Origin of the sequence: Paenibacillus sp. CH40 (genome assembly GCF_024213605.1) — a bacterium.
Classification (GTDB): domain Bacteria; phylum Bacillota; class Bacilli; order Paenibacillales; family Paenibacillaceae; genus Paenibacillus; species Paenibacillus polymyxa_B.
Genome location: NZ_JANAVQ010000002.1, coordinates 679631 through 692324, shown reverse-complemented (window position 1 = coordinate 692324; position 12694 = coordinate 679631). Strand labels below are relative to the sequence as shown.

At 46.5% G+C, this 12694-nt stretch carries 11 protein-coding genes; 10 read left to right on the top strand and 1 reads right to left on the bottom strand.

The features are described 5' to 3' along the window. Positions 1-33 precede the first annotated feature (33 nt). The 7 genes from NLX73_RS09675 (at position 34) to NLX73_RS09645 (ending at position 6670) form a co-directional block, all read left to right on the top strand. Complete coding sequence (locus NLX73_RS09675) at positions 34-1488, top strand: bifunctional metallophosphatase/5'-nucleotidase (protein WP_254325997.1); 1455 nt, start codon at positions 34-36, stop codon at positions 1486-1488. Beyond that, the gene (locus tag NLX73_RS09670) at positions 1442-2602 is read left to right on the top strand and encodes an HD-GYP domain-containing protein (RefSeq protein WP_165176013.1); all 1161 of its coding nucleotides are present in this window, start codon (positions 1442-1444) and stop codon (positions 2600-2602) included. The genes NLX73_RS09675 and NLX73_RS09670 overlap by 47 nt, the downstream gene beginning before the upstream one ends. Before the next feature lie 97 nt (positions 2603-2699). Continuing rightward, positions 2700-3830, top strand: a complete 1131-nt coding sequence (gene yfkAB / locus NLX73_RS09665) for a radical SAM/CxCxxxxC motif protein YfkAB (protein ID WP_254325996.1) — start codon at positions 2700-2702, stop codon at positions 3828-3830. A gap of 16 nt (positions 3831-3846) precedes the next feature. Then, on the top strand, positions 3847-5196 hold the full coding sequence (locus NLX73_RS09660; protein ID WP_254325995.1) for a hemolysin family protein: 1350 nt from the start codon (positions 3847-3849) through the stop codon (positions 5194-5196). 195 nt (positions 5197-5391) lie between these two features. After that, complete coding sequence (locus NLX73_RS09655; protein WP_061831695.1) at positions 5392-5616, top strand: spore coat associated protein CotJA; 225 nt, start codon at positions 5392-5394, stop codon at positions 5614-5616. Between the two features lies 1 nt (position 5617). Continuing rightward, positions 5618-6067, top strand: a complete 450-nt coding sequence (locus tag NLX73_RS24945; RefSeq protein ID WP_269465968.1) for a spore coat protein CotJB — start codon at positions 5618-5620, stop codon at positions 6065-6067. Positions 6068-6100: 33 nt separating this feature from the next. Continuing rightward, positions 6101-6670 carry a manganese catalase family protein gene (locus NLX73_RS09645; protein WP_254325994.1) on the top strand — a complete coding sequence of 190 codons (570 nt, stop codon included), beginning with the start codon at positions 6101-6103 and terminating at the stop codon, positions 6668-6670. 272 nt (positions 6671-6942) lie between these two features. Here the strand turns inward: NLX73_RS09645 and NLX73_RS09640 are convergent, their stop codons facing one another. Continuing rightward, positions 6943-8016, bottom strand: a complete 1074-nt coding sequence (locus NLX73_RS09640; protein WP_254325993.1) for a glycosyltransferase — start codon at positions 8014-8016, stop codon at positions 6943-6945. Positions 8017-8444: 428 nt separating this feature from the next. On the opposite strand from NLX73_RS09640, the gene NLX73_RS09635 reads away from it, so the two are divergent. From NLX73_RS09635 to NLX73_RS09625, 3 genes are all read left to right on the top strand, one after another. Further along, on the top strand, positions 8445-11189 hold the full coding sequence (locus tag NLX73_RS09635) for a bifunctional glycosyltransferase/class I SAM-dependent methyltransferase (protein ID WP_254325992.1): 2745 nt from the start codon (positions 8445-8447) through the stop codon (positions 11187-11189). Positions 11190-11214: 25 nt separating this feature from the next. Next, on the top strand, positions 11215-11877 hold the full coding sequence (locus NLX73_RS09630) for a class I SAM-dependent methyltransferase (RefSeq protein WP_254325991.1): 663 nt from the start codon (positions 11215-11217) through the stop codon (positions 11875-11877). Positions 11878-11961: 84 nt separating this feature from the next. After that, positions 11962-12663 carry an HAD family hydrolase gene (locus NLX73_RS09625; RefSeq protein ID WP_081112510.1) on the top strand — a complete coding sequence of 234 codons (702 nt, stop codon included), beginning with the start codon at positions 11962-11964 and terminating at the stop codon, positions 12661-12663. The last annotated feature ends 31 nt before the right edge of the window (positions 12664-12694 follow it).

Genomic DNA, 12694 nt, shown 5'->3' with positions numbered 1-12694 from the left:
GTCGATATATATAAAGTATAGAGGAGGGCGGTTATGGAGATGACGACTCGGCAAACGTTGACCATTTTGCATACCAATGATATCCATAGTCATTTTGGCAGTATGCCTTCGATAGCCGCGATGATCGATGAACGAAGAGCCGCATCACGGGATGCGCTGCTTGTGCTCGACATAGGAGACCACATGGACCGGATGGCCCCCGAAACGGAAGGAACGCTCGGTGGGGCAAATGTGGATGTGATTAATCTAACAGGATACGATGCAATTACGATCGGTAACAATGAGGGACTGACTTTTACCCCGGATATGATTGAACAGGCATATGCGGGGATTCATTGTCCGGTCGTATGCGGCAATCTGACAGAGCGTGCCACGGGGATGAGCCCTTCATGGATGAAGGAATCCCTTATCGTAGACAAAGCAGGAATCAAGGTCGGTTTACTTGGTGTGACGGCTCCTTTTGTAGAGTTTTATCAATTGCTGGGTTGGGATGTGCTCAATCCGTTTAAGGTGCTGGGGAAGCAGATCGCGGCACTGAGAGAGCAGGTTGATGTTTTGGTCTTGATGTCGCACCTGGGTCTACCTTCCGATAAAAAATTAGCGTCGCAGTTTCCTGAAATTGACGTTATCCTTGGAGGTCACACCCATCATGTGCTGGAGGAACCGCTTTGGATCGGAAAAACAGCTTTATGTGGGGCGGGTAAGTTCGGAACGCTGCTGGGTGAAGTGACACTAAGTCGTAACGATAGCCTCGAACCGTTTCGAGTCACGTCGGGCGGCGTAGTTCCTGTGGATCAGACACTACTGGACGAAAAAGTGGCATCGGCCATTGTGGTGCATCGCAGACAAGCAGAGCGCGCCATGGAGAACACAGTTGCGGTGACGGATCGGAAACTGGAGATCGCATATGATCAGGAATCCCCTTTCGGGAATATGCTGGCACAAGCGGTGTCCCATTTTACAGAAACAGAAATTGCCCTCGTCAATGCGGGACAACTGCTCGGCCCATTACCTCAAGGGGATATCAGCAAAGGAATACTACATTCCTTATGCCCTTCGCCGATTAATGCCTGTGTTATGAAGTTGCGGGGAAGAGATATTCGGTTGGCGCTGGAGCAGTCCTTGCTGCCTGAATTTACAGACAAGCCCATGACGGGTTTTGGCTTCAGAGGCAAAGTGCTTGGCACGATGTGTGTGGAAGGCTTGGCCATTCAGTATGACCCTGGCCGTGCTCCTTATGAAAAAGTGACGGACATTCGTGTAGCGGGTCAACCTTTGGAAGAGCATGAGGAATACACAGTGGGCACGTTGGATATGTTCACTTTCAAAGCAGGTTATGAGGTGCTTGCGAACGGAACAGATCTCCGATTTATGCTTCCAGAATTTTTACGGGATATGATTGAAATGGAGTTGAAGCGTCCGGGCGCGATGGAAGAATGTTTTGCAGCTAGGTGGCTTCAGGTATCAAAACAATCGGGAGAGGATTAAGCTGCGACTGGTACCTGTTACATTATTGAGAGCCGGCATGAAGCTTGGCAAGAAAATTTACAATGAAAACGGAATGGTGCTGCTCTCGGAAGGTGTTGAGCTTACTTCGCGATTGATTGAACGTCTAGGCCAAGTCGGTATTGGATATGTATACATTGAGGATGCTGTGACTGAAGATATCGTCATTCCAGAGATGATCCATGAACAGACAAGGGCCGCGGCGCTACAGGAAATCAAAAAGCAGTTTCAAGGGTTGTCATCCTACTCCGTAGATCATAAGCACAAATATTTTGGCAAGTCATTTTATAAGGTGATGGAATCCATTCTGGACGATATTGGAGGCCGTCAGGACGCCGTCATTATGTTGATGGATATCGGGGCCGCGGATCAGGATTTGTATCATCATTCTTTGAACGTATGTTTGTATTCACTAGTACTTGGAATTTCCAATGGCTACGATAATAACCAGCTCATGGAGCTGGGGATAGGTTCACTACTGCACGATATTGGTAAAATGAAAATTTCACCTCAAGTACTCTATAAGCCGGGTAAATTGACGGATGAGGAATATGAGCATATGAAAACACACACAGTGATCGGCTACAAACTGCTCAAAGACGAACCTGGCATTCCCTTATTGTCGGCTCATTGTGCATTACAGCACCATGAGCGTATCGACGGCAGTGGATACCCACACGGTTGGAAAAAGGACCAGATCCACGAATATGCGAAATGGATCGGTCTGGCCGACTCGTACGACGCAATGACAGCAAGTCGGATATACAAACAGGCTTTGTTGCCCTATGAAGCGATGGAAGTGCTGTACGCCGGGGCAGGAACGTTATATGAGCAGCGAATGCTGGAAGCCTTTCGTGACTGTGTAGCTATTTACCCCCTGGGACTCTCTGTGATGCTCAACACGGGGGAAGAGGGGGTCGTAGTGCGTATACATCCCAAAATCCCGCAAAGACCCGTCATTCGCATTGTAAGGGACCGGGATGGGCAGGAAGTGAAGGCACCTTATGATGTGGATTTGTCCGTATCCCTCTCGGTTATGATTACAAACACATTGGGTGCTACTGTCGCCCCTTTCGGAGGAGTACACGTAGATTAGCAGATGATGTGGAAGAAAGCATGCAGACACTTTACACATCATGATATGATAATTATACGTCTTTTGAGGTTAATAACAGAAATAAGGTGAAAACATAATGACAGTTCTACAAAATAACACGCTACCCCAAATATCGCCAACCTATGATCCGTGGGACCCGATTGTCTCACTGCGTACACATGGTCGTCATTTGCTTACGAGTGTGGAGATGACCGTAACGCATCTATGTAATATGCGCTGTGAGCATTGCGCTGTTGGCGATATGCTGGTTATGAAGGAGGCCCCTTTCCTTCCGCTAGACCTAATGCTGAAGCGTTTGGATGAAGTCGAGCATCTGGAGACGATCAGTATTACAGGCGGGGAACCTGCCTTACTCGATAAAACAGTGGATGAAGTGATCGTTCCACTGTTGAAATATGCCAAGGAGCGCGGTATTCGCTCGCAAATCAACTCCAATCTGACGTTAGATATTCGCAGATATGAGAAGATGCTTCCTTATCTGGATGTGATGCATATTTCATTTAACTATTTGAATGCGGACGATTTTTATGAAGTAGGTTTTGCAAATACCGGCCGACCGACTCCACGTGCGGGTGCTGTTCGCCTGTATGAAAAAATGATGGAAAATGCCCGCAGATTGAGTGAAATGGGGATGTTCATTTCAGCTGAATCCATGATTAACTATCGGACACACACGAAGCTGGAGGGCATTCATCAATTAATCAACGAAATGGGATGCCGACGGCATGAGGTTCATCCAATGTACGCGTCGAATTTTGCCTCTGCTTTGCCTGTGCTTTCACTCGACGACATGCGGAACTCTATCCATAAGCTGCTGGATGTACGTAATCAGGACATGTGGATGTTGTTTGGCACATTACCGTTCTTTGCTTGTTCGGATCGGGAAGAAGACCGCAAACTGCTTCGACGCTTGCGTCAGGAACCGAATATTACGATGCGTAATGATCCGGACGGAAGAAACCGTGTGAATGTGAATATGTTCACGGGTAGCGTGTATGTGACAGATTTTGCAGACATACCGGCTTTCGGAAATATTCAGGAAGATAGTCTGGACGATATTTTTGGTGAATGGCTGAATGAGCATCCGCTGAATCAGACTGTGAACTGTCATTGTGATGCCGCTGCCTGTTGTGGACCAAATCTGCTCGTGGCGGATATGTATTACAAAGGAATAGACTTTAAATCAAGAAAAGCATTACAACTATAGAAATGGGGAGTTCGTATTGGATGGTCATACCGAGTTTCATTGGGGATTGCTAGCTGTGAATCTCCTCTTGGTACTGCTGCTTGTCTTTCTAAATGGTGTATTTGTGGCCGCAGAATTTTCGCTGGTCAAAATGCGCCAATCCCGATTGACGCAGCTCCAAAGCGAGGGTCATCGCCTGGCAGGCTATGCGCTGAAGGTGAACCAAAAGTTGGATGCTTATCTGTCCGCCACCCAATTGGGCATTACGCTGGCTTCATTGGGCTTGGGTTGGATTGGAGAGCCAGCAATATCCGGCTACCTGATAGAGCCACTCATGCACAAACTCGGTGTAACTGACGGTACACTGATTACAACGGTATCTGTTATCGTCGGATTTTGCGTAATTACCTTTTTGCATATCGTATTGGGGGAACTGGCGCCAAAGTCCTTAGCGATTCAGAAGACCGAAGGTGTGGCGTTGTTTTTATCGGCGCCTTTGCTGCTTTTTTATAAGGTCTTTCTGCCTGTGATCTGGGTATTGAATGCTGCGGCAAACTTGCTGTTGCGCGCATTCGGCATTCAGCCGGCGAGTGAAGCCGAAGCGGCTCATTCGGAGGAAGAGATTCGTATATTGATGAATCAGAGCGCCAAAAGCGGTGTGATTGATAAGGACGAAATTAAGCTGATGGATAATATTTTTGATTTTTCCGACTTGCTTGCCCGTGAAATCATGCTGCCGCGTACAGATATGGATTGTTTGTATACGAATTTGTCGTTTAAGGAAAATCTCAAGATCATCAGCGAGACCAAGCATTCCCGTTACCCGGTAGCGGTTGAGGATAAAGACCAGATTATCGGTTTTGTCCATATTACAGATCTTCTGCTAGCTGAGCAGGGAGAGCAACTGGATCTGGCTTCGGTGGTACGTCCTATTTTGAATGTGCCGGAGTCCATGGAAGTGAGTCACGTGCTACGCCTTATGCAGAAAAAACATTCCCAAATGACTCTCGTGGTAGATGAGTACGGCGGAACAGCCGGGCTGCTGACAGCGGAGGAAATTTTGGAGGAAATCGTCGGGGATCTCTATGATGAATTTGAGGATGAACGCCCGAGTGTTGAAATGAAGGAGAACTTCATCTCTGTGGACGGTCGTATGCTCATTGAGGATGTCAATGATTTGACTGGAGTGAACATTGAAGACGACGAGGTGGATTCCATCGGGGGATGGCTGTTCAAGGAATTGGAGGGCATTCCGGTGAAAGGGAAGAGAATTGAGTTTTATAACCTTACCTTTGAGGTGGAGGAAGCAACAAGGCTTCGCATAATGAGAGTGAAGATTCACCGCAAGCCTGAGCCTGTGATTGAAGATGAGCTTTCAGGTATGTAAGTTATATAGAGTGCTGAAGAAAGAGCTTTTAGATCCACGTACCGTGGTTTTAAAGGCTCTTTTTTGATTAGAAACAGTTCTATAGTTATTTTCTTGAACAATTATTTTTATCTGTGATTTTTTGTTCGAGACTTGGGCGATGCGGCATATGTTGAATAGTAAAACAGATGGATCAATCAAAGGAGGTTCCGGCCCGTGAAATTTCCACAGCAAGGTGAGTATGCCCCGTTTGTCGGCCCGTTCGATCCGTGTCCGCCCGTTCTGTGTAAGACTTATGTGCTTCCACCCAACTTGTTTATACAATTTCAGCCCCCTGGTCTACCACAATTCAGTCCAGATGAGGCGCTGACGAAGGGAACGCTATGGCCTTTGCTTTACAGCCCTTATGAGCCAAGGAGAAACCAGGGGGGAGGCGAATAGAATGGAGAATCCAAATCAGGGTCAGTCCCCATTCCAATTCCAGCAGCAAAATCAGCATGAGAGCGGGCAGCAACAGCCGAATCCATATCAAAGCCCTTATTCAAATCCGTATCCATACCAGAACCAGTATCAGAACCAAACTCAGGGCTATAGTCAAGCCGGAAACCCGGCCCAAGGCTGCACGCCCCAAACCAAGCCAGTTGATGCCCAGTTTTATGCGTTGCTGGAGAAGCTCCAAGCGGTGGATTTTGTGTTGGTGGAGCTGAATTTGTATCTGGATACGCACCCAGATGATTTACAGGCTATCGAACAGTTCAATAAGCTGACGCAAGAAAGAACGGCGATTGCTAACGAGTATCAGATGCTATATGGGCCTTTACAAAATTTTGGTCGTGCCTATTCCAAGTATCCTTGGGAGTGGAGTCAATCCCCTTGGCCGTGGCAGGTTTAGGTAGGTATAACCTTTTATAAAGGAGGAACATGAATGTGGGTATATGAGAAGAAACTGCAATATCCCGTACGTGTCAGCAAATGTGATCCTCATATGGCCAAACTGCTTATGGAGCAGTATGGTGGAGCGGATGGCGAGCTGGCAGCGGCATTGCGCTATCTGAATCAGCGGTATACGATTCCCGATAAGGTTATCGGCGTACTTAATGATATAGGTACAGAAGAATTTGCGCACCTCGAAATGATTGCGACTATGATTTACAAGCTGACCAAGGATGCGAGTGTAGAGCAAATGAAGGCAGCCGGGCTGGGGGAATATTATGCGGCGCATGATCATGCGCTGTATTACCAGAGCGCAGGCGGGGTTCCTTTTACAGCGGCCTATATTCAAGCCAAAGGCGACCCGATTGCCGATCTATATGAGGACATAGCGGCAGAGGAAAAGGCTCGAGCTACATATCAGTGGCTGATTGATCTGACAGACGATGTGGATTTGCAGGATAGTCTGAAGTTTTTGCGTGAACGTGAAGTGATTCATTCGCTGCGTTTCCGTGAGTCAGTGGAAATTTTGAAGGGGGAAAGAGACCGGAAGAAAGTGTTCTGAGAAAGTTTTATACCATCAACGGTTTAAATTGTTAGCTTGTTCTATATATTATTACAAATAGGAAAGGCCATCTGCAAGCCTCAAGTGCAGGTGGCCCTTTTTTATTTTTTTTTACATTCACCTATCCCCTAATATTAATTACTTGGAACGATGGATTTTTTGGCCGTCTGGACTAGAAACTGTGCTTTAATACAAAGCAGAGGAAAGCCTTCCTCAATATTTAAATAAGCAGCCCATCAAAGGAGAAAATTCCATAACCACCGACAGAAAACTTATTTTTGTTCTAACTGTGCAAAATACTGCTCGTTGTATAAGACGCTTGGATGAGTAGGATGGTGCAACTGAGCTATGCGATGATGCGATTTTGCCTTTTCAATGTCGCCGATTCGGTCGTAACACAGGCATAATTGCAAGTGTGGAAACCAGGTATAGTACGACGAATTGGTTAAGGCCATCACATCTTGTGGGGGCTCGATCAGCGTCGCCTGACGAAACCAGTAAATGGCTTGAGTATACTGCTCATCCTCAATGAACAAATTGCCAAAGACACAGCAGAACTGGGCGCGTGGTACATCGAGGTTGAGTGTGCGAAGCAGTGCCATACGCTGCTCCTGTTTTTGACCCTGGTGAGCGTAGCAATCTGCTAGCTTAAAGCAAGCAGCAATCCGATCCTCAATCCATCCTTGATCGAGCCCCAGATAGTGTTCGTACTGCTGGATGGCTTCTAGTATGCGTCCGTTATCATATAGTTCATTAGCGAAGTAGTAGTGATCTCGCTCAGAAAATGCAGTGCCTTTCTCCCGGTGCTGGAGATAAATATGTAAATTACGGTCAGTGTAGGCACGTGTCTTTTTATGAGTCACTGCCATATTGCTGTGAAAGGTGCTGCCAGTCACATTCAGGAATTCGTGCACAAAGCCGATCCATCTGAATCTACGATCACGCCGCACCATTCGGTTTCTTTTGAGCTTATGCAACGGCTGCCCCTGTTCATCTACAGATAGTACATAATCCATCGTAATGCTGTCATAGGAGACGGTGGCTTGTTTTTTCCAGTCTAGAAATGCCAGTCGATCTTGCTCCTCTAGGATGTCATCAGCATCCAGCCAAAATTGATATTCCTGTGTTGCCTGATCAAACGCATAATTGCGGGCTGCGGAGAAATCATCGCACCATTCAAAATTGTATACCCGAGCATTGAACGATGCAGCGACCTCTTGGGTTCTGTCGGTAGAACCAGTATCAACGATAATGATTTCATCTACTAGGTCATGGACTGATTTCAGACAGGTATGAAGGGCTTCTTCTTCATTTTTGACAATCATACATAAGCTGACAGTTACCATGCTCTTTGTCCCCCCAAAAAACTTGGTATAATCTCCATTTTATTAGGATAGCTTGCTCATTATGTAGTAATTCCTATGGATCGTTTAGAGGATGTGTGATGATCATAAATTCAATCTTGCTCTAATAAATTAGAAAATCAAAGTCTGATATGAAGAGGAGGAGATTGTGCAAAATTCGATATTATCAAGTGCGACCGGGAAATAAATTTGATGGCTAAATGTAGTTAGAAAACCGGTAACAGAAAAAAGGCAGTTAACTGGAGGGTAAGATTGTATTTTTGTATTGATGTCGTTTTCATTGATATTTCCAGGTGTAAGTCCATTCATACTATGTTCACTCCCATATCGCTTGGTCGCAATTATGGTATGTCTTAGGACATGGAGGGAGAACGGTTTATGAGGCTTCTACCTGATGGAGGCGTTGAATCATGCGTATACTAATCGGTAGCCCGGTGCACCAGAAACCGGAAATATTGTCTTTATTTCTTCAAGCTTTGGAGCGACTGGAGGCACCTGACGTGCTGCCGGATTATTTATTTGTCGATGATAATGACAATCCGACTTCAAGCCAATGGCTTGCCGATTTTTCCAATCGGCTGCCGGGCAGGGTTTTACCCTTGTTGACAGGCTCACAGCAAGTAGAGAATCGAAGTGATGAGCACACTCATTATTGGCCGCCTGCCCTCGTCTGGAAAGTAGCTGGCTTTAAAAATCGTCTTATTGATTATGCACTTCAACATAATTATGACGCGCTGTTTTTGGTCGATTCTGACCTGATTCTCCATTCCCGTACCTTATGTAAGCTGGTGGAGGCGGAGAAGGACATTGTATCTGAGATTTTCTGGACACGCTGGCAGCCGGAGGGGCCTCTATTGCCTCAGGTGTGGGTTAGTGATGAATATAATTTGTTCCATCGTGAAGAAGGCGAAGTGTTGTCGGCAGAGGAGCGAGCGCAACGCGAGTTGCATTTCATACACCAATTGCATGTTCCTGGTTTGTACGAAGTGGGTGGTCTAGGCGCTTGCACCCTAATCCGCAGACGTGCACTGGAAGCAGGGATTCACTTTGGTAAAATCAAAAACGTTTCCTATTGGGGAGAAGATCGACATTTCTGTATTCGGGCAGCTGCATATGGATTTCCACTTTTTGTGGATACACACTATCCGGCGATGCATCTGTACCGGGAAGCGGACCGAATGAAAGCAGAGCAGCTACTATTCGCCCTAAAGTATTTTACAACGAGTGGTGTTCATACGGACCATTCAGAACATTTAGCATATCTGGATCACTCCGATACTTCTACTAACTCTCCTGCCTTCAATCGTTCTGCATCATCAAGTCCCTCTAAGTTCCCTGAACCTCCTGTTATACCGTATGATCTCCGTGAGTCAGCTGTCTTTGCCAAGTACACTGCAGATTCTTTTGCTGTACCACAAACATTCTCTGGTCCACGACAAAGTGAACTTCATACACCGCCTGTCTCCAAACCCAAATTGACGCTGACTATGACGGTATACAATGAGGCAGATCGCAAGCTCATTGACGTGCTGCGGAGTCATCGGGAATATATTGATGAAGCGGTCATTATTGATGATGGCAGTCAGGATGATAGCGGAGAGTTGTGCCGTGAGATCCTAAAGGGAATCCCACTGCGTTTAATACGCAATGAAACAGCTTCTTTTACCAATGAATTAGAGCTGCGTAAGCAGCAGTGGAGAGAGACGTTGGCTTCCTCTCCCGAATGGATATTAAACATGGACGCTGACGAAATGTTTGAATCCCGTTTTGCTCAAGGGGTACATTCGTTGTTAGCGGGAACGAAAGCCGATACGATTTGTTTCAGGTTGTTTGATATGTGGTCTTCCACGCATTACCGCGATGATGATTATTGGCAGGCTCATCGGTATTACCGTCCTTTTTTGATTCGATATAAGGAAGGGTTCTCTTATAAATGGAAGGAGCAGTCCTTGCACTGTGGGAGATTTCCCGAAAATGTGCTTGACCTTCCCAATGAAATCAGCAACTACCGCATCCAGCATTGGGGATGGTATACACCTGCTATTCGCATGGCCAAATTTCAGCGGTACCAGTTGCTTGATCCAAGTGCTCGTTATGGCTGGAAAGAGCAATATGAATCTATTTTGGACCCGAACCCCCGACTCACGCTCTGGATGGATCAGGACAACATAAATGTAGAAAAAGAAACTGCACCAGAATATGAAGCTGCCCACCAGGTAAACGACATGGATGTTGCCGAGATTTCGAGTGTCCAGGTTATTGATAATTCCGATCTGCAAATAAAAAGTGAAACCAAGGACTTACTTTATAGTAAATGCAAACTGTGTGGCTCATCTGACACGGCAGTATTTCATAGCTATGAACGCTTTACCTTGATGGGATGCGGTTCCTGCGGATTGGTTTTTCGTAATGATGTGGATCATATACGCCCAGAAGATATGATTGCAGAGATTTATAATACCAAATGGGTTGCTATGCGGGATAGTGCAGCAGCGTCAACTTATGGAAATCATGCCCTTTTTGGACTCATGCTGCTGGATATGTTCAGTACCGGTAAAGGAAAATTGCTTGAGATTGGATCAGGTACCGGAGAATTTATCCATGCTGCCCTTCAAGCCGGCTGGGATGCAGTGGGCATTGAACCTTCCATAGACTCGCGTGCTTACGCCAAATACAAATATGACGTGGATTTATTGCCGGGTTACTGGGGCGATGAAGCCGAAGAAGATACTGATTTACCACTGGATCACAAATACGAGGCCGTAGCATGCTGGCATGTGCTGGAGCATATTGCGGACCCAGTTGCATTTTTGACAGATTTACGCGAACAGCTTCAACCTGACGGGACGATCTATATTACGGTGCCCAACAAAAATTCGTTCACCAATGAGGCTTATGGCGTTTACTCGCCTTTATTTACGGAGGAAGATCATTTGTATCATTATTCTGAGCATACGCTTGCGCTCTTACTGGCAAAGTCCGGCTTGCGCCCGGTGGCTTTGTTCACCCGCCAGCTTCCCTCTGGTTTAGATGCCTTGCTGCAAGCCCATCCTTTGTACGGTGAGCTTACCCTTACGGAGCAAATGGGATTGTTAGCCAAACTTCAAGGCGAGAAACGGGGTCATGAACTGTGCTGTGTCGCAAGGGTAATTTAGTCATCCCCAAAAGGAGGCAGTATCCATGAACATGTCTGATCCGTATCTGTCTCGCTTTTTTGTATATTCTGACCCCAACTCCTCCAACATGATTTACAGACTCCCCCAAAGCTGGTGGAGTCGCCCCTATGAGTATGAGTGGTGTCTCCAATTTATGTCTGGGCAAGATACAGTACTGGACGCAGCATGTGGAATCCCTCATCCATTCAAATTTGAGTTGGCCCGCCGTTGCGCTCAGGTCTATGCCTGCGATCTGGATATACGGATCGTTTCCGTGGATGCCATTTTGGCCGAGGTGCGGCGAAATATCGGAGAGGAGGCTGCCGAGCGCATTCAGGAGATTTTACCAGTTCGTCTCCACTCTGCACATGCCAATCTGACGGCTCTCCCCTATGAGGATGCCAGTTTTGACAAAATTGTATGTATCTCGGTACTGGAGCATTTAACGCCTGATGAATCTTTGGCAGCCTTACGTGAATTTCACCGGACTTTACGGGATGACGGAATGCTTCTGCTGACGTTTGATTATCCTACAGTGGACTTATCAGCGATGGAGCAATGGATAGAGCAGGCGGGATTTTCGTATTGGAATGGTGTGGACCTCAAGCTTCCACGGTGTGCTTTACACACGGATATGTGGGGAGGTCTGCATTGTTTTAGGACTGTTTTAAAAAAATATAAGAGTTAGCGGTATGCGCAATGAGGTTTACACGGACCTCTCTTATTGCTTATCATGAGAGGGGTTAGAGTTGTAAACCTACATAGGAAAGGAATGACTGATAACTACATGAACAATGCACCTGTGTTGAAGAAACCTGAGGCTATGGTATTTGATATGGACGGTACACTTTTTCAGACGGAGACGCTATTGCTTCCTGCGTACCACAAGCTGTTTGATACGCTGCGCGCCGAAGGGCTTTATGAAGGAGAGACTCCTCCCGAGGAGCTTATTTTGAATAGTTTGGGTATGTTGCTGGATGAAATCTGGAGAAGGGTGATGCCGGAAGCCAGCGAAGCGGCCCACAGAAGAGCGGACGAGCTGCTGCTTCAGCTGGAGCTGGAGGGATTGAAGAGCGGAAGTCATGCCCTGTATCCACATGTAAAAGAAACACTTCAGTCCCTTCATGAGCAAGGTGTCCGATTGTTCGTAGCCAGTAACGGGCTGGAGGATTATGTAAAAGGGATCGCTGCTGCGTATGAAATGGTTCCCATTTTTGAAGGACTGTACAGCGCTGGGGAGTACAGCACGCTTTCCAAAGTGAATTTGCTGGAAATTCTGTTGAGCAAGCACGATATTTCGAATGTATGGATGGTAGGAGATCGCTCCTCAGATGTGGAAGCAGGCAAAAAGAACGGACAGACGGTGATCGGTTGTGCTTATGCTGGATTTGGCGTGAACGATGAGTTGAAGGGGTCTGATGCGATTATTACGGACTTTACGCAACTGCTTACACTTTATAAAAACGCCGAGTAACTGTGAAACACAGGTTAATGGTTATAAATAG